Here is a 24370-nt window from a genome sequence, read left to right as displayed (position 1 = left end):
AAATAGTATGAAAACTAAGAATACTAGTGAGGAGAATTTATGGATATTCGAGAACTGCAACATTTCATGGAAGTAGTTAATCAAAAAAGTTTCACGAAAGCAGCAGCTGCAATTCATTTGTCTCAGCCAGCATTAAGTAAAATTGTAAAAAAACTAGAGGAAGAACTCGGCGTAGATCTTTTTGATCGCTCTACTCGAAAGCTGACGTTAACCGATGCAGGACAGATTGTGTATGGGCAAAGCCAAAAGCTGGTATCCACTCTTCACGAGCTGCATGCTCTGTTAGATGATTTACGAAATCTTCCTACAGGAGATATTAAAGTAGGAATTCCTCCTTTAGTAGGAACTGTTGTTTTCCCGATGATTGCAAAAAACTTTACATCAAAACATCCTCAGGTAAAATTAGAGCTTGTGGAGCTTGGCGCAAAGCGAATTGTCGAACTTGTAGAAAACGAACAAGTAGACCTTGGCATTATCGTGCTGCCTATTCAAAATCCTCTTTTTCACGTCTATCCGTTTATTGAAGAAGAGTTTAATTTATACATTCATCATGAGCATCCGCTGGCATCTAAATCAATCGTTGCTTTGAGCGAGCTTAGAGAAGAGCCGTTTGTCCTGTTCAGCAAAGATTTTTCTCTTCATGATCGCATTATTCATGAGTGCATTCAAGCGGGTTTTCATCCAAAAATAGCGTACGAAAGTTCGCAATGGGATTTGATTATTGAACTAGTCGCTTCTGAATTAGGTATTGCAATTTTACCAAAGTCCGTGTTTCCAAAGATCAATAACCCTTTTATTAAAAGTATTCCAATTGCCGCACCTACCCCAATGTGGGAGCTCGGCATCATTTTGAAAAAAGATCGCTATATGTCATATGCTACACGGGAACTTTTATCCTTCCTAGTAGACCAAGATATCATTTTGCCGTCTCATACGATGTCAGCAAACTCTTAACAAAAAAGCCTCTTCTTTCATTAGGAAGAGGCTTTTAGTCATCTTTTATATCTTTCTTCAATCTTTTTTGTCTTGCGATCAACTAAAAACAAGTCAGCAAATGGCGACTTGTTTTACAGCTGCTTTTTGAATAGCACACCTTTTTTAAAATGTACTCCCAAAGCTTCACGATTGGCCATAAACACTCCTATTAAAATAAGAAGGCCTCCGCCAATAATAGAAGGCGTGATAGCTTCATTTAAGACTACATAGCCGATTAACACTGCGATTAAAGGAGATACATACAACCAAGTAGATGGAAAAACCGGATTTGTTTGGGCGATTAGCCAATAATATAAGCCGTGTCCAGCAATTGAACCAACAAAAATTAAATATACAATAGACCATACTGCGTTCCAAGGCATAATAGTTGAAACATGGATCTGCTCTGTACACAAAGATAGCACCAGTAGAAATATTCCCCCGTAAAACATTTGAATACCGTTAATTAAAAACGACACAGGACTTCAACGTCTTAACGCCATTCTTTCAGCTGAAATATAAAAAGATTCTTTAATAGATGTTTAATTATAAGAAGAGAAGTGTATACAAAAAGAGGAGAAGAATAACTTTCTTCTCCTCCACTCTTTTAACTCACATTTTTATTCACAGCAATAATTTCACTCAGGTTATTCATATAAATAATTTGCTCACCAAACGTTCTATTTTTCAGAGCAGCCGTATGGTGCGGCTTCATGCCAATAATATAGCATGTGATACCCATGAGATAGAAGGACTGCATAAAGCCTGCAAAAGCTTGAATTCCTTCGGTCGTTAATATATCTAGTCCCCCAAAGTCAAATAGAAGCGTGGTGTAATTTCCTTCATGCGCAAAGTTTTGCAAAATGGACGTATTTTCAGCTACAAGATCTGTATCTAAGTCTCCAAAAAGAGGTATAAGTCCTACTTTAGAGGATAACTTAATAAAAGAAGCGGACAACTGCTTAATTTTTTGTAATGATTTTTCAAGACGTTCTTTTTGTTCAAGCAGTTCAAAATCTGTATCTGCTAATCGTTTCCGATGGTCTTGAACAAGATTCGTTAGCTCTTGTATACGTTCATCTTGGCGAATACAAACTAAATGACCTATATCACTATCCCATTGAATTAAGCATTCAAACAGTGAATAAGGCGAATCATTGGTTTGCATCACAAGCTCTACTTTCTGAATAGCCTGGCCTCGGCTTTGGACAAGCGTTTGCTCATCATGGGGTTCGTCTACAGACAATTCTCGAGAATCTTTTTGGCGCAAGCTTAAAAACTTTCTCGCCTTTTCTTGACTAAATACGTCTACAAGATCTAAAAAATTAGCTGAAGGCTTAAATAAATGACCTGATTGTTGCGACCATTCCAAAATATTAAATTCAGTATCCACTAAAAAGTAAGGAATTGGAACATATTCAAGCATCGACATTAACTTCCACTCCTTTGTGATAACTGATTAACCAGTTATTTAGTTGGTGAAGATCCGGAATTAGGCGTGTATGCTCAGAACAGTAAGAACGGAAATCAATTTGAGAAACTAAGCGCCCTCCTACCATTACTGTTGGTCTTGGTTCTAATTTGTCCAAAGTTTTGGTGTATTCAGCAAGCCTCTCAATATGATAAGGGATGCTGACGGATAATCCTACCATGTGAGGCTTCCATTCTATAGCCATTTTCTCAGCGTATTCCAGAGGAAGATTGGCCCCTAAAAAGCGAGTATTCCAACCGTGTTCCTCAAACAATAACGCCACCATCTTTAAACCAATGAAGTGCTGTTCTTGTTCCAAGCATAGAAGCAGTGCCCTTGGAGCGGTGTCTGAAGCGTGTCCCTGAATTTTTTTATAAAAGCGATAGCGAGTTAGCACATAATCACATGTCGTAGTTGCAACATGCTCATCAGCTACAGAAATGATATTTTCTTCCCACATATCTCCAGTTACTCGCATTGCGGTTGTAATTAAATTTTCATAAATATCTAGGCTGTTCTTTCCCTGTTGGATTTCTTCTAGCACAACTTCCCAGGCGCTGTCTTGATCACCAGCTAATAAATAGCCTACAAATTTTTGTACTTGAGATTTCATTGTTTCACCTCAGTAAACGTAAAGCTTTTAAGAAACTTGAATAAAAGCTTCTCGTCTCTCTTTTTCAAGATCGCCTAAAATGTATACCACTCTTAGACTAACACATGTTGCCAATAGCAACAACATAAAAATAGAATAATAACTTTTCATTCTACTACACTGAATGAAATATGACTAGTATTTCTCTAAATATTCTCCTTTTCCTTTTATTTATGAAAAACACCTCGGCATCTTGTACCGAAGTGTTTTTCAAGTTGTTATCATTTCGTCGGCTAAGAGAATGTAAGTGCGTCTCTTTCTCTTTTATGCATCTTTCCTTTTTTCCACTTTTAATAGACTTTTAAACATATGTATTTATGATTCTTCTGCTCCAATCATAATACTGATAAGATAGAGCGCTGTCATAACTGAGCCGATTGTATTGCATATCAAATGAATATATTGGCTGGTCGCCATAAACAAGTATAAGCTTAGCGACAGCAGCACTGTTCCGAATAAAAAAGACCATTTAAATAATGACAGTGGCCGCTTGAACTTTATACGCAAACAAAAAATGAGAATAAAGCCTGCTAGCGCCATCACAAAGAAACTAACATTAAATAAATTGATGGTTATCACATTTGTTCACACTCCCTTTGCCCCTGAAACTATTATAACATATTTTTCCTTATCTTCATTCTTTCTCTAGGAACAAACGCGTCGAAAATTGTTTTTTTGACATGTTTATGTCACAATATTTTTATAAAAATTCCAAGGAATGAGGGAATGCATTGACTACACCTGAAGCTCAAGATTCAAAATGGTCCATTTTAAATAAAGCCCTTCATAGTTCACAATCTGGTATTATCGTGACGGATCCTTCTTTACCTGATAATCCAATTATTTACCTCAACCAAGGGTTTTCCCTTATGACCGGCTATAAGGAAGAAGAAGTATTAGGGGAAAATTGCCGTTTTCTACAAGGCCCTCTTACAAATCCGCACCACGTTGATGAAATTCGCAGCGCTATCAGCCGCAATCAGTCAGTCTCTGTTACACTTGTTAATTATCGAAAAGACGGCTCTTTCTTTCATAATCAGCTAACAATTGACCCGACATATATAGAAGAAGAAGATAAATACTACTTTATTGGTGTTCAAAAAGACGTAACGATAGAAATTACAGCCCAGGAACATCTTCAGCAAGCTTTGGAAGAAGTTGAAAGGCTATCCACCCCTATCGTGCCAATAGAGGAAGGAATCTCTGTTCTTCCATTAATCGGAACGTTAAACGAACGTCGTATAGAAATGCTATTTAATAGCTTCACCTCGCGTAACACAAGCAGCAAAGATCGTTATTTAATCCTAGACGTCTCGGGGTTAGCGCAATTTAATGATTCATTCGGCCGTGATATTCTTAATATTTACAATTGGCTGAAGCTAATGGGAACTCAGCTCGTTTTAACAGGAATTTCCCCTAACATGGCCATACATATGAGCACTATAGAAGATGATATGTCCTTTATTTTAGTCTACCAAAGCATTAAAGACGCCTTACGGAAGCTAAAGCTATAAGCACAAGAAGTGGTTCTTTATGAAAAATAGGTAAAATGCATGAATATGGTAGTTAAAAAATGTTTATTTTTTAATAAATTGGGTTTGAGAGTATACAGTTAGGGAAAACAAGGCGTATAGGAAAATAAATGCGCTTCATAATGGATTTATTTATAAGCATCCTCACTCTAGATCAGGGGATGCTTTTATGCCTTTATTTATAAATCAATTAGACTATACATATATAAGGAGAGTCTTCATGCATAAAAATCAGGACTTATATCATTTTTTTAAAGAACATTCTCTTCAATTAACCGAAGACTGGTACAATCAGCTCGACGATGAAAACGAGTTCTCCGTGTATTCGAGTAAAAATCCAGTAATTGTGAAAGAACTGAAGCAGCAAAATCAAGATTATTTTCAGCATTTATTTGACGTATTTATAAAAGATGAGGAATACTTTTTTTCCGATTTCCAGCAGTGGTCGGTCGAACTTGCACGTGACCCAAAGCATTTAAGTACGCCTCTTCACTTTGTTATTCGAGAATATTTTAATTCACAAAAAATTGTTGTTAATTACTTAAAGAAGTTTATCTCTTTGCATTCAGAAGAGGTAAGCGTGGATAAGATATTTATGTGGTATGACATTATTGTTAAAGCGTTTGATCTATCTATTTATATCTTTATTCAAGAATATCATAAAAATACGCAAGAACAGCTGAACGCTCAGAAAGAGTTAATTAATGAATTAAGTTCTCCTGTGATCATGCTTCAAAACAAAGTTGCCCTTCTGCCTCTTGTGGGAGATATTGGAACGGTTAAAAGTCAGTTTATTTTAGAAAACACGCTTCAGCAATGCTCGGAAAAAGACGTTGAACATTTATGTATTGACCTGCTCGGTGTAGCTACGATTGATACGATGATGGCACAAGAGATTTTTAATTTGGTAAAAGCTCTCCGTTTAATTGGTGTGCAAACCATTTTATCTGGAATTCGACCGGAAATTTCTCAAACTGCCATTCGTTTAGGACTTTCATTTGAACATGTTAAAACTACTTCTTCTCTTGCACAAGCTCTTAATTCTATTGGTTAAGCATATGGCTCTCTATTACAGCATAGAGAGCCATATCTATGGTGTTTCAAATTTTACTGGGGTATAGTAGACACGCCCGATTAACTTTTTCCCGTTGTTATCTTTCCAGTCTGCTACGAGTATATACCGATCACTGTCACTGTGAGAGGCAGAATCTACTGTAATAGCAGATGTTTTTTTTATGTCCTTTTTTTCTACGATGTTTTCATAAATAGACTGATTACGAATTTGTTTGTAATAAAGGGCATTAGGTTCTTTACCATCTATTTTAATGGACACTTGCCCACCTTGAGAGACGGGAATACTATCTTTCATAACAATTTGTCTAAAATTTTTTCGTTCGCCAAAATCAGCTTCACATTCGGTCCAGCAGAAGAATAAAGGCTTGATGATGGCTTCTTTGCCTTCCGCTATTATTTTTATAGCGGGTGGATAAGAATCTTCAAGCGTTTCAGCTGTAGGAACCTGACATGCCGCTAATAAAAACAAACTAAATAGGATAATCACCACTTTCTTCATACTATGTCCTCCCTTTTTTGTAAACGTGGTGCACGTAAGTGAGTGGGTGCATAGTATACTCTTTCGCCTGCAACCAAAAGATTCCTTTTATAATCAACAAAAAAACAGCTGCCTATTTGTTTAGACAGCTGTTTTGTTCTATTTACTTAGCATGCTGATTTCTTTTTTCATATCTTTTTCTACATATTCCATTAAATCAGATACGTAGGTTTGAAGCGGTTTTGTTGCGTTTTTGTGATCATTCATCGTTAATTCATAGATGCTATCGATATTATCAATCATCAGTTCCATATCATCGATGACGCCCGTATGCTTATACATCGTTTTCATCGTAGGGTCAAGGGAAGCTAATTCATTATATTCATAGTTTATAGTATTTGAAATATCATCGAGTTCATTGATAAATTGCTTTTTGGTTTTTTTTTCGGCCATCAGCTGATTATACTCTTTAAAAGCAGTTTGAAGGTTTTTCTGAGAGGCAGTCAATACTTTCAGCTGTTCTCGTCCTAAATAATAATCATAAATACTAGTAACAGTAAAATATCCCCCAAATGTGAGCGCGATTCCGACAACCAAACCTATCCAAAACGTGCTCGTTTTAAAAAAATGTTTCATAATGACTCCTTTTATCTGTGTTCTATGTACAACACTAGCTCATGCTGCTGCTTTTTCCTAGGATACACCAAAAACGAAGTGGAAGCTACACTTTTTTAAAAATTTGTCGAAATTTGTCTCTTTTCTCACAAACCTCAGCACATTATGTTCCATCTCTATTTCTCCATCTGTATACATCAAATTCGTTAACCGCTGTAAAACCAATTTTTTCATAGGCTGGCTTTCCTGCACTTGTCGCATGCAAAATACACGTATCCGCCTGTTTTTTTGCTTCAGTAAGAACTTCCTTCAAATATGCGGTGGCCAGGCCTTTTCTCCTCATATGTCTAGCTGTAGTGATGCAATACAAACCCGCTGTACCGTCATAAAAAAAGAGAGACCCGGCTACAGCTGGCTGGTTGTGATAAAGGCCCAGATATAACTGATATTGGTCACCGTGCTGCATAAGCTCCCTAAACCTTTCAAGAAAGTCAGCTTGATATTCTTTTGGTTTTTGATAGCCGTCTATGTATACCGTTATCCATTCTTTCAGTTCAGCTTCTGTGCGCACTCGCTTACATTGAAACCCTTCTACTCCTGTATGTATGTATTCTTTTTCTTGAATGTGCTGAATCATTCCGATCCATTTTTCAGAAGGAACAAATCCGTTTTTATGGAGAACTGGCCCAAGGTTATCATATGAAGATGGACCAACAATCCATAGAGGTTCCTCCCCTTGCCGAGGGCATATTCCCAACGCAGGCTCAATATGGCGGGTTCCTGCATATATGCCTCGATTGTAAGGAGATGCAGAAATCCATTTAATTTCTGATGTATCCACCTTCACAGATTTCTTCGTATGCTGAAAATACATCCAATGCTGAATCAAGTGCTGTTCTACTACCTCGCTTTGATTTTTCATTTTCACTTCATGTCTCCTTTCTTTTCTAAACTATGTTCCGTTTTCTATTATATACTAGTTAGTCTATTTTCTATGACTCTATCGCAGTTCTTAAATCCTTTTACAAGTTTTTTTTATTTTTTTTGCTATTCTATGAATAGTTTTCTTTTAAGTGGGGTATTAACCTATATAAGCAATACATCATTAAAAAGGAGGATGATATTTATGTCATTTTTATGGGCACTTATTGTAGGTGGTATTATTGGGTGGCTTGCCGGATTAATTACGGGAAGAGACGTTCCGGGAGGTATTATTGGTAACATTATTGCCGGTTTTATCGGTTCTTGGTTAGGTTCAGCTATCTTTGGAAGCTTCGGACCAGTTGTAGGTGGATTTGCTATTATTCCTGCTATTATCGGATCAATCATCTTAGTGTTAATCGTAAGTTTCATTATGAGAAAAATGCGTGGCAGTCATAAACATGCCTAATAAATTATTATATTAGAAAAAGAACCTCTGTTGAAAAAGAGGTTCTTTTTTATATGAAAAATTCTTAAAATTTACTATTTTTAATTTCATAATATTGAAAAATAAACCTATTAATGTTAATTTAACCATAATCATTATAGAAAAAAGAGGAATTAACATGCTGCTTTCAACCCACTCAAAAGACAAATCCATGTACCAAATACTAATAGAAGAAATCGAACAGACACGAACGTTAATGATTCAAACGGCTGTCCGTGAAGGAATGACAAGTCCTAACACACTTCAAGTTAGTCAATCATTAGATGCTTTATTGAATAAGCTTCAAATTTTCTTTTACCAATAAAAGCCCATGATATGGTTACATACTCATGGGCTTTTGTGTTGTATTAGTCCGCTTGATTAACGTATTCCACTGCTTGGTGAAGGCTACTGAAAGTCGTAATGTCAGCCAAATCTAACCCTAAGTTCACCATCGTCTGAGCAATTTCAGCACGAATCCCGCTTAAAACCACTTGAATTCCTAATAATCTTAAAGCACCGATTACTTTAAAAATTTGGTCCGCTACCATCGTATCAATAATTGGAACCGCGTATAAATCAATAATTAACCAATTTAGCTTGTAGTCGCTGCCGTGTTGAAGCGCATTTTCCATTAGAATTTGAGCACGGTTTGTATCTAAATCGCCAACAAGAGGAATCACACCAATTTCTTTCGTAATGCGTACCACAGGAATTGAAAGTTCATCAATTGCATAGCGAGCCGATTGGATTTTGTTTGCAAAGTCGGTCATATATGATTTACTAACCCAGTGTACGGCCTTATCTACTACTACGTTGAAACGAGAAATAACTTGATAGAAGGCATCAAACGTAAACGTTTCGGCTTTTGCCTCTTCTTTAATAATTTCCCCGATAAGATTTCGGCAATAGCTGATTTCTTCTAATGCTACATCCAAAGGAAGCTGAAGGACAACGAGTAAATTGGCTACTTCTCTTCCCCACTCCTCAAGCACTTCAAAGTTTTTTGTATCATTTGTTGAGACAGAATCAGCATATATTTGAATTAAATGAACGCGCCACGGTTCTAACTGTTGTTGAATATTTTTTTCTTCATATTGTTTTTGTTTCGAGAACTCTTCTTTTTTTTCTAGAATTAAATTCGTAATGTGTTTAAGCTTTTTATCTAATAATAATGACTCCATATTGTTCTCCCGTTAAGAATTTGTTTATTTAAAATGATATCACAAATACCGTTAAAAAAAGTAAAACTAGGGGAAAAAGCTTTAAAAAGTGAACCGGATGTCCCTTTTTACGAATAGAATGAGCTAAATTGAATTTAAACCGTACATAAGCTGAACTTCTCTCCTTCGTTTTATCGTTACTTTCACAGTGAATTCTCATACATAACTCTTCAATTTAATGTTGGGCTATCTTAGCATATATGATAAATAAATGAAAAAATGTAAAAGGGTTTGCAGCAAGCATGTCGCATGACAGGGTGTGTTTTAGGAAAGAATGAAAAGGAATTCCCTATAAAAAGGAGGTTAGGTATATGTCATTTATTTGGACGCTTATTGTTGGAGGACTTATCGGCTGGCTTGCTGGTGTGTTAACGGGACGAGATGTTCCAGGTGGAATTATCGGAAACATCATCGCTGGGTTCATTGGAGCATGGTTAGGCTCTCTAATTTTTGGAGATTTCGGTCCAGAGATCGGCGGATTCGCAATTGTCCCTGCTATTATTGGTGCTGTTATTTTAGTCTTAATTGTGAGTTTTGTTTTACGCAAAATGCGCGGAAATAACAATCATCGACATGCCTGAATAAAAAAGAGAAATCAGCGTTTTGATTTCTCTTTTTTCCTTACTTCTTGTAGTAAAATATTTTAACAATGGACCTACCTGTAAGTGTAATTCTTTGTTGCTACATTTAAAAATTGCTGCTTGTCACCTCTCACATTTAATACTTCTATACCCTCATATCAAGCGCGTTAGTAATGAGCAGCTTTGGACCTTCGAGATCATCAAGCATATCGGTGAAGATAGCTTCAATATGAACAAGTGCAGTTTTAGCTTTCATTGGACATTGTTGTATAGCTGCTTTCTATTTCGGTTCTACTAATTCAATAAATGATCTTGCTTGTTTGCCCTTTAACTGTGCGTAGTGTGTATCTGTAGCTAATTCAACGGTTTCGTTTTCTAAGTTGACCCACATCCGATAAGATTGTACCTTTATATCCTTTTTTGTTTCCACCGGTTCAAAGTGGAGAATGTAGTTAGGTTTTCGAATCATTTCAGCTTTTTCTTCTCTCCATGGTACATCTTTTAACCACTGCTCCACTTTCTGCACTTGATTTTGGTCTTTCATTTTAACCGCATGGCCATATTGATTATCGGCTATGTATTTTTCGATTACGAGCTTTTGTTCAACAGTGCCGCTTGAAGCACTGCTTTGCTGACATCCTGTTACCACCCAACAAATAGCAATGAGAACAACTAATCCAGACCATACTTTTTTCATTTACATCTACCTTTCTTTGTGTAATTGAAATGAGATGTTCTTGTTGAATGATGCTACCAGCTGCTCGTTTTTAAATCTCTTTTTGCATTCTCCTTTCTTCATCTAAATCCCTGCTTCATTTCCTCAAAAAAACTGAATCCCCGAAAGGATCCAGTTTTTCGTTACGATTCGACATCTTCTATGACATGAACAGCGCGAATAGAGGCGTTTATTTTTGTATGTTGAATGCGCTCAGTCATTCAGCAAATGTCTTTATAAAAAAACGGCTTCCTTATGGAAGCCGTTCTTTTTACTGACGATCAAACAATGAACTTCCTGCAATACCAGGATTTGTCATTTCGAATGGATTTAAAATGAGATCTAATTCCTCTTCTGTTAACACATCGTATTGAAGGCAAAGCTCACGAATTGGTTTTCCTGTTAAAATCGCTTCACGTGCAATACGCGATACGACTTCATAGCCTAAGTGAGGGTTAACAGCTGTAATAATTCCTACACTTTTTTCTACATATTCTTTCATGCGCGTTTCGTTTGCTTCAATTCCTGCTAAACAGTGGTCTGTAAAGCTTCTGAAACCGTTATTCATAATGCTGATTGATTGAAGCAAGTTAAATACAAGCACAGGTTCCATGACGTTAAGCTCCATCTGACCTGCTTCTGAAGCAAGAGAGATCGTTTGGTCATTTCCCATTACTTGAAACGCAATTTGATTGATTAATTCAGCCATAACCGGGTTTACTTTTCCTGGCATGATTGAAGAACCAGGCTGACGAGCAGGAAGGCTGATTTCTCCTAGACCTGCACGAGGTCCAGATGCCATTAAACGCAGGTCATTTGCGATTTTAGACATATTCGTCATACAGATTTTAAGCGCTGCAGATACTTCTGTATAAGCATCTGTATTTTGAGTAGCGTCCACTAAATGCTCTGCATGCACAAGAGGCAGACCGCTGATATCGGCTAAGTGCTTGACTACATTTTCAATATAGCGAGGATCTGCGTTTAAGCCTGTTCCAACAGCTGTCGCTCCCATATTTACTTCATGCAAATGGTCACGCGTTGCGCTGATACGCTTAATGTCGCGCGCCAACACGCGGCTGTATGCTTCAAACTCTTGACCAAGACGAACGGGTACAGCGTCTTGAAGGTGCGTACGGCCCATTTTAATTACATGATCAAATTCTTGTGCTTTTCGTTTAAACACATCGTGCATATCATTCATTGTAACAAGAAGTTTATTTAATAAGTTCAGCGTTGAAATATGAATAGCCGTTGGAAATACATCATTTGTTGACTGAGACATATTCACATGGCTGTTCGGACTTAATTTACCGTATTGGCCTTTATTGTCTCCCATAATTTCAAGGGCACGGTTTGCAATAACTTCATTAGCATTCATATTCATTGACGTTCCTGCTCCACCTTGGATAGGGTCCACAATAAAGTATTCATGCCACTGACCTGCTAAGATTTCATCAGCTGCTTGCACAATCGCATTTCCAATACCCTCATACAAGCGCTTTGTATCCATATTTGCAAGCGCTGCCGCTTTTTTTACAATAGCAAGCGCTTTAATCATTTCTTCATGTACTTTATAACCCGTAATCGGGAAATTTTCTACGGCACGTGCGGTTTGTACACCGTAGTATACGTCTGCTGGGATTTGTTTTTCTCCTAGAAAATCAGCTTCTGTACGATATCCTGCTGTTTCTTGTTTCATAGCTGTACCTGCTTTCTTTTTTAATTAATATCTTCTGCAATCGACGTTTCCATCATCTTTTTAACTTGGTGAGGGTCTTTGGTTTGTCCGAGCACCCACATTAATTTGGGAACAATGGCTTCTGTGTTCATGTTTTTTGAGCGAACGACGCTATCATGATTAATCATTCGGCCTACTTCATAAATGCCCATGTCTTCTCCTTCTTCAAGACATTGAGTCGTAATGACAACGGATACACCGTGGTGTGTTAACTCAACAAGCTTGGCTAAAATGTTGCGAACTTGAAATGGAATACCTCCACTTCCATAGCTTTCAACAACAACGCCTTGATATACATCCTTTAATCCATCGAAAAATTCGGGTTTAATGCCGGGAAACAGTTTAACAACCGCTACATCCGTACAAAGAGATGTATTAACCGTCAGCTCTTCTTTACTAGAGCGAACGGGTTTTGTATATTCCACCGCATTATCATGGATAGACGCCACGTATGGATAATTAATGCTTTCAAATGCATCATAGCTTTTTGTACGAAGCTTGATTGCTCTTGTGCCTTGAATCACACGACCGTCAAAGACTACATAGACTCCGCCTGTTTCTTCACAAGCAAAGCGAATCGCATCTGCAATATTGCGCTTCGCGTCCGTTTTACTAAATGAAATAGGAATTTGAGATCCTGTAATCGCAATTGGTTTTTTAGAATGCTGAAGCATGTAAGAAAGAGCTGCCGATGTGTAGGCCATTGTATCAGTTCCATGGGTGATAACAAAACCATCGTATTCATTATAATGCTCTTCAATCGCTTTTGCCATCTCTATCCAACATTCTGGCTGCATATTTGTACTATCAAGATTCATAAGAGATTTGCTGTCAATTTGACAGTGTTCATTTAAATCAGGTATGTAGCTTAGTAATTGATCTGGCTCCATTCCAGGAACAAGTCCATTTTCACCTTCAAGTGAAGCGACCGTTCCACCAGTTGATAACAATAATAGTTTTTTCAAAACCGACATCCCCTTTGCTTAATTTTTGTAAAAAAACCTGACAATCTATCAAATAAATTATATTCATTTCGCGTACTTCACCTGTAATTATAGTAACCAAAAATCAATAAATCAAGAGAAAAATTATTCGTTTCGCGTACACTTTTTTCTGCAGCAATGATATAATGAATAAAAATGTAAATTAGCTCACGGTTTGATTACAAAGATCTGCGCGCGAGCTGAATGCCTCGGTTTTTTTACATACTATACCTACAAAGGAGCGTCATGAATGTTAAGCAGATTAGCTCAACTCAGGAAAGAAAAAAAATGGTCTCTTCAATATACAGCTGACCAGCTTGAAATTGCTAAAAGCACTTACGCAGGATACGAATCTGGCTATCGTCGTCCTTCTCTTGAAGCACTCGTTACAATCGCAGAACTATTTGATACATCAACAGACTACTTGCTAGGTAAGGAAAAGGAACCTCACTCTCTTTCAGATGCATCCATCGAATTAACATCGCCTCAACCTCATACGATTACAGTCGACGGTGCGGAACTATCTCAAGAAGAAATTCAGCAGCTGACGGCTTTTATTCGTGCTAAAAGACAAATTGAAAAAGAAACTGCACCTTCTTCAATTTAAAGAAGATTAGAAGCAGGGTGCTTCTAATCTTCTAGCTGCATTTCTAAATACCCTACTACTTCTTTTGTTATTTCCTCTTCTGTTTCTTCCAGCAGCTCGCCGGTTATCTTGCTGCCTGGGAGCTTCCTCGAAGAACGGATGCCCCAAAACGTGCGTACACAGTGCCAGATAGGAATAAAAAGACCGTCTAAAAACTCACCTTTTTCCAAAATACCCACTTGAATGGTGGCGTGGTAACCAGGCTGAAAAGGATTTTCCCCTTCACGGATCACTTCTACAGAAAGCTCCATCCCCTTTTTTTCAAAAGCTTCTTTATATTGTGCATATATTGATTTGAGAAGTTCTTGCATAGATCTTTCAACCGTATGTATATGTTGTTCTAACTGCGGCGTAAATTGTTTTGCGGTGTATTCCATCTATCTCCCTCTTCTTTCGGTTCCCTACCCCTTATTTTAGCGACTTTCATTTTATTGTATCATAAGAAAAGCGTTCGTCTGTGTAGAAGAAAACCCCGCTTTTTTGTAGAAAAGCGGGGTTTATACATACCTTTACTAGCAATACCTTACATTGCTTTATCTTGTTTAGAAGATGATTTTAATTTTTTATTTTTAGTTGGATCTGGCTCATTCGAAGACATGATAATGTTTCCTTCGCCGTTGCACACTTTGCACTTTATAAATCCAAATTTCTTACCGGCTCCTTGGCATTGTGGACAAACATATCGAATTGGCATAAACTGTACCTTCCTTCTTTCTAATTTATACCTGCGCATTGAAAGCGCCTATGGCTAGTTTATAGTTTTATTATAAGTTGTACAATCCACCCTATCAAGACGTGCCAAATTGCACATCTTTAATGGCAAGAAATTCTTCCTTTCTAAAATTCACCTGAAAAATGAGTCGATAGACAGGAGAATTTCTTTTCTTGTCAAAAGGCAATACGTCAGAGGAAGTTTCTTATTGGATATAATTAGCGGATGTTTGCGCTAAAAATTTTGCGCATTTTCGCGAAGCTATAGGTTAAACAACCGTTTTATCTCGAATTTCTTTTGAAATGGTTACGTCTTTCCAAAGCTGTTCGTATTTATAACCCGTTAAACTTTCACAAACCGCTTTCGCTTCAGGAGTAACGTCTTTCGCTCGGCCTCCCTTTTTTCTTCTTTGAATTTCAGTTAATAAGATTTTGTGATTTTCGGGACTTATTTTAAACCATGTGGTTGCGATAATTCCAGCGAGAATCAAAATAGCAGGTACAATCATGAACAGCTTTTGCAAGCCCGCTAGCGTAGACGCTGACTGCTCGGCGTTTGGTACATAGCCAATATTTTTTAAGGCAACACCAACAAGAAAAATCGCAAGCGCCTGAGAAGATTTTCGAATAAACGACATCAGCCCTGCATACACGCCTTCTCTTCTTTTTGTCGTAATCATTTCATCTACATCTGATACGAACGGCAGTACATTCCATGGAATCATAATCGCTCCTGAATGACCGCTTCCTAAGAAAAATGCTGCTAGATAAATAAGAACTAAAGAGCTATCTGTTGTTAGGAAACTGAATAAAATAATGCCCGTTCCCCATATGATCATGCTGAAGTTATAGGTTAATTTATTTCCTAACTTAATGGCTATGTACGTAACAAGAGGAATAAATAGCACCTGTGTAATTTGGACAAAGCTTAGGGTGTCTGCATAAATAGCTTCGCGCAGCATGTAATAGGCAATAAAATAAAAGAAAAGAGCATTAAATACATCCATTGCAATGTAAGATGCTAAGTACATGGCAAGATACACGTTAAACGACTTGTTTTTAAATGCACTTCCAAAACTGATAAAAAGCTGCTTAAATTCTAACCAAAATCCGTTTTGCTTTTTTCGTTTCACTACTTCTCCGCTATCCCATGTTCCTTTATAGACAAAAATCCATGGAAGAGCAAAAAGAAGACCAAAGATAATGCCCATGATTAAATACCCTTGTCCACCTGGAAACGCATCAATGATTCGTTTTGGGAAGAAAGCGCCTAAAAATGAAGCGCCTTGTGAAAAGACCATGCGTATTCCCGTCATTTTCGAACGAATGCTATAATCTGTTGTCATCTCTGCTGCTAGCGTATTGTAAGGAACCATGACCATACCAAACGCCGTGTTAAATAAAAGATAGGCTAAGATAAAATAGGTGTATTTGAACATATGCGAGCCTTCAATAGGAATCCACAGCATACTGAACGTGATGGCAACTGGAATGATTCCAAAAAGAAAAAAGACTCTTCTTCGTCCTTTTTTCGTCTGAAGATGATCAGATATGTACCCAATGGCTGGATCTAACAAAGCATCCCACACTTTTCCAAGAGCTACAATCGTTCCTGCTTCTACAGGAGAAAGCCCGACTACATCCGTTAAAAAAACCATAAATAATGTGCCGATGATAAAAAAGGATCCTCCGCCAAACAAATCCCCAAATCCATACGCTACCATATTACTAAAGCGCACTTGTTTTGTTTTCCCTTGCATATGCAGCCCTCCCCCTGAGTAAATAGACTAGCTTCTTTTGTTATTCACTTTTTTCTATTTTACTAAACTACCCCTTGAAAAATAAGGAATATGTCACCTTTTCTACTCAAAAGAATAAGATACTTCTTGGTCATATAATATAGAAAGATGACTGGGTAAACCGTTCTTCTTTATCCTCTATTATAAGTTGACTTTTCTTGCACAGCTGTTATAATTCAACCCATCGCTTGTTATTCGACTATAAAATGCAAACTTGAACATTTGACATCTGAGCTGTTACGAATAAAATAATAAGTATGAAACCTATTGATATCTTTAAAGCATTATCTAATGAAACTCGATTAAATATATTGGAGTGGTTAAAAGAACCTGAAAAGCATTTTAAAGACAAACAAGCACATTTGCCTAAGGAGGTCAGCAGCAGAGGCGGTGTTTGCGTGGGAGATATTCAGGAAAAAGCTCAGCTGTCTCAATCCACAGTGTCCAGTTATCTTTCCATGATGCAAAAAGCAGGTTTGTTAGAGTCAATTCGGCACGGTCAATGGACATACTATCGCCGAAATGAAGAAACGCTTCAAGAGCTTTCTTCATTCTTACGAAAAAAACTTTAACGAGTTTTTTTCACTTATTATATCTATTTTTCTAGATATACAAATATAAAGAAATATTGGAGTGATAAATGTGAAGTTGTTGGTTTATTTGGTTGCGGTTCTAGGCGGCGCTGCTTTAAGTATGGAAGGCGCTATTGCCGGAGAACTTGGAAAAACAGTGGGGAAACTTGAAAGCAGTTATTATATTTTTATCATGGGAACGCTCATTTTAGGTCTGACCACTTTATTTGCTGGAAAAGGAGATTTACCTTACGTCTTAAAAGCACCTAAGTGGAATTTAACCGGCGGTTTATTAGGTACGGTTTATTTAACAATTCTAGTGATTAGTATCCCCTTTATCGGAATTGGCGTTTCAATGGTTGCTGTTATTGTGGGCCAAATGATTACAAGCATGATCATTGAGCATTTTGGTTGGCTTGGCAGCAGCAAAATTAAAATTAACAAAGAACGCGTAATGGCTATTGTATGTATGGGAATTGCGCTTGTACTTATTTTCTAGGAGGATTTTACGATGAGTTTATTGATGGTGATACTTACCTTAATAGGAGGATTAACGCTAAGCGCTCAGTCTTCTATTAACGGCACACTAAGTAAAAAAACAGGTACGTTTGAAACAGCTTTTTTAACTTTTGCGACAGGTGCCATGATTTTAACAATTGTCGTTGTATTCTTTGGTCAAGGAAACATTCTCTCGGTTTTCGATGTCCCTAAATGGCAGCTTACCTGCGCTTTATTCGGAGCATCTTATTTATTTCTAACGGTTTTAGCTGTACCTAAAATTGGTGTAACAGCAGCTAATATCTCAACTGTTATCGGTCAGTTATTTGCAAGTATGATTATCGACCATTTCGGCTGGTTTGGAAGCAAGGAAGTACCCTTTGATCTATCCCGCTGGATTGGTGTAGCATTTATGTTATTAGCTCTTTATTTTATTTTCAAAGGCAATAAGAAAACAGCAGCATAAAATGTTCATGAAAATAGCCAAGTATCCCTATGTAAAGGCGCACTTGGCTATTTTTGTACGTAAACCGCATTTGAATTTTCAATCAATTATTTAGAACATATTTTATTTAAACTAAATTGATTTTAAATAAGGTAAATTCCACAAAAAAATTGTGCATACCTTCCTGCCTTTGTTCAAAAGATAAAGAGGCAGATCTAGAAAATCGGCTACATAAACGAACAGGTAAGGTGGGTTTTTTCGTGGGAAAATTTTTATTTTTAGCAGCATTTGTCTTTTTTTGTTTTACGCTTTCCATTTCCGCAGAAGAAAATATACCAGAAGAAAATATAGAATCACACGTAAGTCAGCCTGTAGTAAAAGATTTTATTTATCAATCTCTTGAACCTTGGGTACATCAAGATATTACTTCTCATTATGAGAAGGTTTACGCTAAACAGCATAAAAAAGTAAAAGTTCGCCCGATTAAAAAAGATGATATCGGGATACAAATGGGTGAAATACAGCCCGGTAAAGGCGGTAAGTTCACTCATATTGTGCGGGTAAAAATCTTAAACTTAAAAGTAAAGCCTGAAGGAGAAGATGAATTTTTTGCAACGGATACGCTTATTTATAAAGTGAATATTAACGAACTTTCTGCTGAAAATGATGTAGAAAACGTTGTAAAACTGCTTGAGTATAAACATCAAGAAAGATAAAGGTCCAACTCTCCCCCCTTTTGAAGGTATGTATTCCTCTATTCAAAAGGGGCTTTATTATGAAGCGCGTTTTTCTTCACATTTTTAGGGAATACAACTACCACTTATCCCCTATTTTTTTCATATTGCTAGTGCATAAGGTATGAACTTAATAACTTTTTGTCGGTTTTTATCTATTTCTGTAGGGTTTCCTGTAGGATGAAAAAGAAAGTAAAGCGCTTTAATTACCGTGACAGAAAGGTTGAGGATAGCTGTCCTGCATAACTGGAAATCAATAGGTATTAAGAACTGCATGTAACGACAAAAGTTGACAACCAAAGATTTCAGAATAATAATAATAAAGCAACAATGTTTAAATGAAAGACTTATTTTACATGAAAGGTGTTAGTCAGATGAACAATTTACATCGAAGAATGGGAACATTCGCGTTAACCATGACGGGACTTGGATCAATTATTGGGTCCGGCTGGTTATTCGGAGCTTGGCGAGCAGCTCAAATTGCAGGGCCGGCTGCTATTTTATCATGGGTCATTGGAATGGTCGTTATTTTATTTATTGCACTTTCTTACAGTGAATTAGGATCCATGTTTCCCGAAGCCGGCGGGATGGTCAAGTATACGCAGTACTCACACGGTTCGTTTATTGGTTTTATCGCTGCTTGGGCAAACTGGATTGCGATTGTATCCGTTATTCCAGTGGAAGCAGTAGCTTCTGTACAGTATATGAGTTCGTGGCCTTGGAAGTGGGCACAGTGGACAAGCCACCTCGTAGAAAAAGGAACGTTAACTGGCGAAGGATTAGCTATCGCTACTGTGCTATTGATTATTTACTTTTTACTGAATTATTGGACAGTTGGACTATTTTCTAAGGCCAACTCGTTAATCACTATTTTTAAAATTGTTATACCGGGACTTACAATTGGAGCACTTTTATTTGTAGGCTTTCACGGTGAGAACTTCACTTCTGGAAGCAGCATCGCACCAAACGGCTGGGCTAGTGTGCTAACAGCTGTTGCTACGTCTGGAATTGTATTCGCTTTTAACGGCTTTCAAAGCCCCATTAATATGGCTGGAGAAGCAAAGAATCCTGGAAGAGCTATTCCGATTGCGGTTGTAGGCTCAATTTTAGTGGCTACAGTCATTTATTTGCTTCTTCAAATTGCTTTTATCGGTGCGGTAAATCCTTCTGATATTGCGCAGGGATGGAGTCATTTAAATTTCAACTCTCCATTTGCAGATTTAGCCATTGCGCTTAACATCAACTGGCTTGTCATTGTTCTGTATGCAGATGCGTTTGTTTCACCATCTGGAACGGGTATTACGTATACAGCTACTACTGCTCGAATGATTTATGGTATGGAACAAAATAAATATTTGCCAAGTGTTCTAGGACGCCTTCATCCCATTTATGGTGTTCCGCGTCAAGCCATGTTTTTTAACTTAGCTGTTTCTCTTATCTTTTTGTTTTTATTTCGGGGCTGGGGCGTGCTTGCTGAAATTATTTCAGTCGCTACGCTTATTTCTTACATTACAGGTCCTGTTACGGTTATGACGCTAAGACGAACTGGAAGCGATTTATATCGTCCCCTTCGTTTAAAAGGCTTAAGCATTATTGCGCCGCTCGGCTTTATTTTTGCTTCATTAACGCTATATTGGGCGCGCTGGCCGCTAACTGGACAAGTTTTGTTTATTATTTTAATCGGCCTGCCTATTTATTTTTATTATCAAGCAAAGGCTAAATGGAAGGGATTCCGCCAGAACTTCAAAGGCGGCGTGTGGATGGTTGTATACTTACTTTGTATGATGACTATTTCATGGCTTGGAAGCGAAAAGTTTGGGGGCCTTAATGTCATTAAATATGGATGGGATATGGGAATTATTGTTATTGTTTCTCTTCTCTTCTACACATGGGCTTTAAAAAGCGGCTTCAAAACAGAGTATTTAGAGAATGGAAGAAAAGTAAATGACGGCTTAAAAGCAGCAACGACTGAAACAGCCGCTTCCAAAGAGTCATAACAAAAGCACCTTGCTCATGCAAGGTGCTTTTTAGTGAGCAGTTCTAACTTTTTTCAGCACGTCTTCGATCGTAATTTGATCTAAATGCCTGATTACGCTTTGCTCACTCTCTGTAAAAATGTCGTCCATCACTGTTTGAATGTTTGATTTGACAATACAGTCAGCGTCAGGGTCGCCGCTGCACCAGTGAGGCTTCAGCGTTCCTGTCGATATAACCCGGTAAATCAACCCAAGACTTATTTCAGCAGGGCTGCAGCCTAAAGTATAACCGCCGCCTAGCCCTTCTTTTGTCCGAACCAAGTTGTTTTTTCTGAGTGTACTCATTATTTTCCGAACCCGTGCAGGATTGGTACAGATGTTATAAGCAATCGATTCACTGCTTGCTCGGTGATCTGGTAAATTTGCTAGGAACACTAAGCTGTGCACGGCAATGGTAAATTCACTGTTCATCTTCCATAAACCACCTTTTTTCTTTCTCTACTGTAACGTTAAGTGACACAGTTCGAAAAGTCAAGAGAGCAAGGAGGGAAAGAAGAACTGTAGCTTTATTTATTCACGGTCTTCTTTTTCTATACTTTCTACTTCATTAGCTGAGTTGATTTCAAGGTATACCGTCTTTTCTTTTAAACTGCCCTTTTCTTCTTTTTCAAAGTCTGTGCTTTTTTGATACGTTTTTTTGCCGTTTGGAACTTTTACCGTTATATGTTTGTTACTTTCTTCTATAAAAACACCTACAATTTTACGCTCGTCTCCATCTTGTTCATAAACGCCATTTTTATCTGCTTTTGCTTTTGGAGTTAATTCAATACTAGTTGCTTCTTGTTTAGCTGCGTCAATTTCAGCTTCTACTTCTTTATTAATCATATCTTTTAGCTGTGAGCCTTCCACTTCCATCCCAGAGCTTTTTGGCACTTTAACGAGTTGATCATCGATATTTAGCGTCATTTCTTTTTCAGCATCTTTTTTTAACGTACCAATCAAGTCAAAATCTTCATCTTTCCCTTTTTTAATGTCTGGGTCGCTTGAATACTGCTGTAGCTTTGTCAATTCTTGACGGTCTTCAATTGGTTTTTCCTCTGCTTTATGATTATCAGATTTTGTTTTGTTAGCTGGTTCACCTGAACAAGCTGCCGCACTTCCAATCATACACATAGCGGTTAAGAACATGATTCCTTTTGTTAGCTGTTTTTGCATATGTATTCTCCTTTTTCTTTTTTATTTCCACCTTTATACATATGTAAAACAAAAAAGTGAGACATAGCTACATACAGAAAACCTACGCTAACCCTACCAATAAAAAAATCCGAACGAGTTGAATTCTCTATCAAGAATCAAACCCGTTTGGATTTTCTTTTAACTAAAACACTTTTGTACTAGCCTCTTTTTTAAAGCTGCTGTTGCTTCAGTATATGATTTGCTTCTTCTAAGTAAGCCACATACGCCTGTACTTGTTTATCACCATAATTATCTAGTTCAAACAGCGCTTCTTGTATAAAATTAAAATTATCAATAATATGCTGGGTTTTCATGCCTCGGCTTGTGAGTAAATTGTTTAACCATAAGGCATAGTCGGTAAAAATTTGCAGGTTGTCTAACTTATATGTTGTCTCAAGATACTTCATATGGTAGTGATTATCTTCATGACATCTTTCTTTGCCGCGCTCTCCGAATTTTTCGAGCAAAGAAGGTTCTAACTCGTAGATTTTCTCCGTTACTCTTTCGACGATCTTATTAACGGGAAGTGAACTCATCGTGCCACCACTTTGTACTGAGAAACTTTTGGGATGACGGCTGCCAGTTCTTGATCAGGGTACTTTTTCTCTAAATCATGAATACGCTTGAAATCTTCGCTTCGTACCCAGCTTAAATAATTCTCTTTCGTATCAAATGTAAGCTGAACGGTGAGCTCCCCTGCTCGCTTATCGTTTTGAAGAAGTAGAAAGTCTACAAATCCTGGAGCCTCGTCGACTGATTTTGAACGATTTTTATAGATTCCAATCACTTCTTCAGCTTTTTCATCCGGTACATTAAATGTTGAAAATACGGTGTACATCTTTGTTCCTCCCTTTATGATACAAAACCTGGGTTCTTTTCTCTTTATTGTACATCATATGGGAGATGAAATGGTGTTACGTTTAGATTTCACTGGAGTTACAGCAGGTCTTTAACATAAAAAGCCCTTTGAAACAGCATTTCAAAGGGCTTTTTTATCCGTTATTAGTTTTCGATTTTTGTTAATTGTTCTGTATGTGTTTTTACACGTGCCGGATCAATTGTAATGCGGGCAACGCCTGAATCCATTGCCGCTTTTGCTACAGATTCTGCTACAGCTGGCGCTACGCGAGGATCAAATGGTCCAGGGATAACGTAATCTGCGTTTAGCTCTTCTTCTGTAATAAGAGCTGCAATTGCTTCAACAGCAGCTTTTTTCATTTCTTCGTTGATATGAGTAGCGCGAACGTCTAACGCACCGCGGAAAATTCCAGGGAATGCAAGAACGTTATTTACTTGGTTAGGGAAGTCTGAACGACCTGTTCCAATAACAGCCGCTCCCGCTTCTTTTGCAGCGTCCGGCTTGATTTCTGGATTAGGATTTGCCATCGCAAAGATAATTGCATCTTCATTCATTGATTTAACCATCTCTTGAGATAATGCATCTGCTGCAGATACGCCGATAAATACATCTGCGCCTTTAATTACATCGCTTAGCGTACCGCTTTCTTTGTTTACATTTGTATAAGAAGCCACTTCCGCTTTTACTTTGTTCATACCTTGAGAGCGTCCTTCATAAATAGCGCCTCTTGTGTCACACATAATCATGTCACGTACGCCGTAAGAATAAAGAAGTTTTGTAATGGCAATGCCGGCAGCTCCTGCTCCATTTAAAACGATTTTTAAGTCTTCCATTGATTTGTTTACAATTTTTAATGCATTTACAAGTCCTGCTACCGTTACGATTGCTGTACCATGCTGATCATCATGGAACACAGGAATATCTACTTCTTTTTTCAAGCGCTCTTCAATTTCAAAGCACTGTGGAGCTGCGATATCTTCTAAGTTAATGCCTCCGAATGTGTGAGCCATTAATTTCACAGTTTCAACAATTTTATCTGTATCTGTTGTATCAAGTGCAATTGGGAATGCGTCTACGCCTGCAAAGCTTTTAAATAAAATTGCTTTTCCTTCCATAACAGGAAGTGAAGCTGCAGGTCCGATGTTTCCAAGGCCAAGAACAGCCGTACCATTTGTCACAACGCCGACCATGTTTCCTTTCATTGTGTAATCATACACCGTTTCTGGATGTTCATGAATTTCTTTACAAGGTTCTGCTACTCCTGGAGAGTAAGCTAAGCTTAAATCTTGAGCGTTTTGAACTTCAACTTTTGATTTAACTTCTAACTTACCTTGTTTTTCTTGATGCATATGTAGTGCTTGATCACGTAGTGACATAATTGTATTCTCTCCTTTTTTTCTATACATTTAAATTTTTTAATGAATTTATTTAACACTTGCTTTTTAT

Annotated in this window: 30 protein-coding genes and 1 pseudogene; 12 read left to right on the top strand and 19 right to left on the bottom strand. The window is 37.5% G+C overall.

Going from position 1 to position 24370, the window contains the following annotated elements:
* Positions 1–39 precede the first annotated feature (39 nt).
* Positions 40–954 (top strand): LysR family transcriptional regulator, encoded by a 915-nt coding sequence (locus AC1D0Y_RS19575; protein WP_028409179.1) that lies wholly within the window; start codon positions 40–42, stop codon positions 952–954.
* A 113-nt stretch (positions 955–1067) separates the two neighbouring features.
* Here the strand turns inward: AC1D0Y_RS19575 and AC1D0Y_RS19570 are convergent.
* The 4 genes and pseudogenes from AC1D0Y_RS19570 to AC1D0Y_RS19555 all read right to left on the bottom strand — a co-directional run.
* Positions 1068–1448 (bottom strand): annotated as a pseudogene (locus tag AC1D0Y_RS19570) (EamA family transporter); the annotation flags it as partial.
* A 134-nt stretch (positions 1449–1582) separates the two neighbouring features.
* Positions 1583–2407, bottom strand: coding sequence for an STAS domain-containing protein (locus AC1D0Y_RS19565; RefSeq protein ID WP_028409180.1), 825 nt, complete (start codon positions 2405–2407; stop codon positions 1583–1585).
* Complete coding sequence (locus tag AC1D0Y_RS19560; RefSeq protein WP_028409181.1) at positions 2394–3059, bottom strand: cobalamin B12-binding domain-containing protein; 666 nt, start codon at positions 3057–3059, stop codon at positions 2394–2396. Before AC1D0Y_RS19560 ends, AC1D0Y_RS19565 begins: the two co-directional genes overlap by 14 nt.
* Positions 3060–3413: 354 nt before the next feature.
* Positions 3414–3677, bottom strand: a complete 264-nt coding sequence (locus tag AC1D0Y_RS19555) for a hypothetical protein (RefSeq protein WP_081085271.1) — start codon at positions 3675–3677, stop codon at positions 3414–3416.
* A 152-nt stretch (positions 3678–3829) separates the two neighbouring features.
* Here AC1D0Y_RS19555 and ytvA point away from each other — a divergent pair, with 152 nt between their 5' ends.
* Together ytvA and AC1D0Y_RS19545 are read left to right on the top strand one after the other, a co-directional pair.
* The gene (ytvA, locus tag AC1D0Y_RS19550) at positions 3830–4612 is read left to right on the top strand and encodes a YtvA family blue-light photoreceptor (RefSeq protein WP_028409182.1); all 783 of its coding nucleotides are present in this window, start codon (positions 3830–3832) and stop codon (positions 4610–4612) included.
* A 238-nt stretch (positions 4613–4850) separates the two neighbouring features.
* Complete coding sequence (locus tag AC1D0Y_RS19545; protein ID WP_028409183.1) at positions 4851–5684, top strand: STAS domain-containing protein; 834 nt, start codon at positions 4851–4853, stop codon at positions 5682–5684.
* A gap of 36 nt (positions 5685–5720) precedes the next feature.
* Here the strand turns inward: AC1D0Y_RS19545 and AC1D0Y_RS19540 are convergent, their stop codons facing one another.
* The 3 genes from AC1D0Y_RS19540 to AC1D0Y_RS19530 form a co-directional block, all read right to left on the bottom strand.
* A complete protein-coding gene (locus AC1D0Y_RS19540; RefSeq protein WP_028409184.1) occupies positions 5721–6203 on the bottom strand; it encodes a membrane lipoprotein lipid attachment site-containing protein in 483 nt (160 codons plus the stop codon).
* 138 nt (positions 6204–6341) lie between these two features.
* Positions 6342–6818 (bottom strand): hypothetical protein, encoded by a 477-nt coding sequence (locus tag AC1D0Y_RS19535; protein ID WP_098332023.1) that lies wholly within the window; start codon positions 6816–6818, stop codon positions 6342–6344.
* Positions 6819–6960: 142 nt separating this feature from the next.
* Positions 6961–7719 carry a GNAT family N-acetyltransferase gene (locus tag AC1D0Y_RS19530; protein ID WP_231504538.1) on the bottom strand — a complete coding sequence of 253 codons (759 nt, stop codon included), beginning with the start codon at positions 7717–7719 and terminating at the stop codon, positions 6961–6963.
* Between the two features lie 204 nt (positions 7720–7923).
* Between AC1D0Y_RS19530 and AC1D0Y_RS19525 the strand changes: the two genes are divergently transcribed.
* Both AC1D0Y_RS19525 and AC1D0Y_RS19520 read left to right on the top strand, forming a co-directional pair.
* Positions 7924–8187, top strand: a complete 264-nt coding sequence (locus AC1D0Y_RS19525) for a GlsB/YeaQ/YmgE family stress response membrane protein (protein ID WP_013083841.1) — start codon at positions 7924–7926, stop codon at positions 8185–8187.
* Positions 8188–8344: 157 nt separating this feature from the next.
* A complete protein-coding gene (locus AC1D0Y_RS19520) occupies positions 8345–8530 on the top strand; it encodes an aspartyl-phosphate phosphatase Spo0E family protein (RefSeq protein WP_013057763.1) in 186 nt (61 codons plus the stop codon).
* Between the two features lie 43 nt (positions 8531–8573).
* Here AC1D0Y_RS19520 and AC1D0Y_RS19515 read toward each other — a convergent pair whose 3' ends face one another.
* Positions 8574–9389, bottom strand: a complete 816-nt coding sequence (locus AC1D0Y_RS19515; RefSeq protein WP_477707858.1) for an STAS domain-containing protein — start codon at positions 9387–9389, stop codon at positions 8574–8576.
* Positions 9390–9739: 350 nt separating this feature from the next.
* Here AC1D0Y_RS19515 and AC1D0Y_RS19510 point away from each other — a divergent pair, with 350 nt between their 5' ends.
* On the top strand, positions 9740–10009 hold the full coding sequence (locus AC1D0Y_RS19510; RefSeq protein ID WP_013083843.1) for a GlsB/YeaQ/YmgE family stress response membrane protein: 270 nt from the start codon (positions 9740–9742) through the stop codon (positions 10007–10009).
* Between the two features lie 280 nt (positions 10010–10289).
* On the opposite strand, the gene AC1D0Y_RS19505 is transcribed toward AC1D0Y_RS19510, so the two are convergent.
* From AC1D0Y_RS19505 to AC1D0Y_RS19495, 3 genes are all read right to left on the bottom strand, one after another.
* The gene (locus AC1D0Y_RS19505) at positions 10290–10706 is read right to left on the bottom strand and encodes a YhfM domain-containing protein (RefSeq protein ID WP_477707857.1); all 417 of its coding nucleotides are present in this window, start codon (positions 10704–10706) and stop codon (positions 10290–10292) included.
* A gap of 289 nt (positions 10707–10995) precedes the next feature.
* Complete coding sequence (gene aspA, locus AC1D0Y_RS19500) at positions 10996–12426, bottom strand: aspartate ammonia-lyase (RefSeq protein WP_477707856.1); 1431 nt, start codon at positions 12424–12426, stop codon at positions 10996–10998.
* Between the two features lie 20 nt (positions 12427–12446).
* Positions 12447–13430, bottom strand: a complete 984-nt coding sequence (locus AC1D0Y_RS19495; RefSeq protein ID WP_025751148.1) for an asparaginase — start codon at positions 13428–13430, stop codon at positions 12447–12449.
* Positions 13431–13698: 268 nt separating this feature from the next.
* On the opposite strand from AC1D0Y_RS19495, the gene AC1D0Y_RS19490 reads away from it, so the two are divergent.
* Positions 13699–14055 carry a helix-turn-helix domain-containing protein gene (locus AC1D0Y_RS19490; RefSeq protein WP_028409189.1) on the top strand — a complete coding sequence of 119 codons (357 nt, stop codon included), beginning with the start codon at positions 13699–13701 and terminating at the stop codon, positions 14053–14055.
* A gap of 23 nt (positions 14056–14078) precedes the next feature.
* On the opposite strand, the gene AC1D0Y_RS19485 is transcribed toward AC1D0Y_RS19490, so the two are convergent.
* The 3 genes from AC1D0Y_RS19485 to AC1D0Y_RS19475 all read right to left on the bottom strand — a co-directional run bounded on the left by AC1D0Y_RS19485 (position 14079) and on the right by AC1D0Y_RS19475 (position 16565).
* Complete coding sequence (locus AC1D0Y_RS19485; RefSeq protein WP_253351423.1) at positions 14079–14471, bottom strand: hypothetical protein; 393 nt, start codon at positions 14469–14471, stop codon at positions 14079–14081.
* 146 nt (positions 14472–14617) lie between these two features.
* Positions 14618–14788: a hypothetical protein gene (locus tag AC1D0Y_RS19480; protein WP_013057775.1), complete on the bottom strand. Its 171-nt coding sequence runs from the start codon at positions 14786–14788 to the stop codon at positions 14618–14620.
* A gap of 286 nt (positions 14789–15074) precedes the next feature.
* On the bottom strand, positions 15075–16565 hold the full coding sequence (locus tag AC1D0Y_RS19475; protein WP_477707855.1) for an MFS transporter: 1491 nt from the start codon (positions 16563–16565) through the stop codon (positions 15075–15077).
* Between the two features lie 296 nt (positions 16566–16861).
* Between AC1D0Y_RS19475 and AC1D0Y_RS19470 the strand changes: the two genes are divergently transcribed.
* From AC1D0Y_RS19470 to AC1D0Y_RS19450, 5 genes are all read left to right on the top strand, one after another.
* The gene (locus tag AC1D0Y_RS19470) at positions 16862–17176 is read left to right on the top strand and encodes an ArsR/SmtB family transcription factor (RefSeq protein ID WP_013083854.1); all 315 of its coding nucleotides are present in this window, start codon (positions 16862–16864) and stop codon (positions 17174–17176) included.
* Positions 17177–17246: 70 nt separating this feature from the next.
* The gene (locus AC1D0Y_RS19465; protein ID WP_028409192.1) at positions 17247–17675 is read left to right on the top strand and encodes a DMT family transporter; all 429 of its coding nucleotides are present in this window, start codon (positions 17247–17249) and stop codon (positions 17673–17675) included.
* Positions 17676–17687: 12 nt separating this feature from the next.
* Positions 17688–18140, top strand: a complete 453-nt coding sequence (locus AC1D0Y_RS19460; protein WP_013057779.1) for a DMT family transporter — start codon at positions 17688–17690, stop codon at positions 18138–18140.
* A gap of 239 nt (positions 18141–18379) precedes the next feature.
* Positions 18380–18835, top strand: a complete 456-nt coding sequence (locus tag AC1D0Y_RS19455; protein WP_098248108.1) for a hypothetical protein — start codon at positions 18380–18382, stop codon at positions 18833–18835.
* A 392-nt stretch (positions 18836–19227) separates the two neighbouring features.
* A complete protein-coding gene (locus AC1D0Y_RS19450) occupies positions 19228–20850 on the top strand; it encodes an APC family permease (protein WP_477707854.1) in 1623 nt (540 codons plus the stop codon).
* A 30-nt stretch (positions 20851–20880) separates the two neighbouring features.
* On the opposite strand, the gene AC1D0Y_RS19445 is transcribed toward AC1D0Y_RS19450, so the two are convergent.
* The 5 genes from AC1D0Y_RS19445 to ystJ all read right to left on the bottom strand — a co-directional run bounded on the left by AC1D0Y_RS19445 (position 20881) and on the right by ystJ (position 24300).
* Complete coding sequence (locus tag AC1D0Y_RS19445) at positions 20881–21300, bottom strand: Rrf2 family transcriptional regulator (RefSeq protein WP_013057782.1); 420 nt, start codon at positions 21298–21300, stop codon at positions 20881–20883.
* Positions 21301–21399: 99 nt separating this feature from the next.
* Positions 21400–22044, bottom strand: a complete 645-nt coding sequence (locus tag AC1D0Y_RS19440; RefSeq protein WP_477707853.1) for a hypothetical protein — start codon at positions 22042–22044, stop codon at positions 21400–21402.
* Between the two features lie 191 nt (positions 22045–22235).
* Positions 22236–22601 carry a hypothetical protein gene (locus tag AC1D0Y_RS19435; protein WP_028409196.1) on the bottom strand — a complete coding sequence of 122 codons (366 nt, stop codon included), beginning with the start codon at positions 22599–22601 and terminating at the stop codon, positions 22236–22238.
* Complete coding sequence (locus AC1D0Y_RS19430; RefSeq protein ID WP_013057785.1) at positions 22598–22903, bottom strand: antibiotic biosynthesis monooxygenase family protein; 306 nt, start codon at positions 22901–22903, stop codon at positions 22598–22600. Before AC1D0Y_RS19430 ends, AC1D0Y_RS19435 begins: the two co-directional genes overlap by 4 nt.
* Positions 22904–23067: 164 nt before the next feature.
* The gene (ystJ, locus tag AC1D0Y_RS19425; RefSeq protein ID WP_060746334.1) at positions 23068–24300 is read right to left on the bottom strand and encodes an NADP-dependent malic enzyme; all 1233 of its coding nucleotides are present in this window, start codon (positions 24298–24300) and stop codon (positions 23068–23070) included.
* Positions 24301–24370 lie beyond the last annotated feature (70 nt).

It is taken from the genome of Priestia sp. P1_B12_1, from assembly GCF_056406695.1.
Note: the sequence above shows the minus strand (reverse complement) of the source record. Positions and strands in the feature narration are given on the sequence as shown.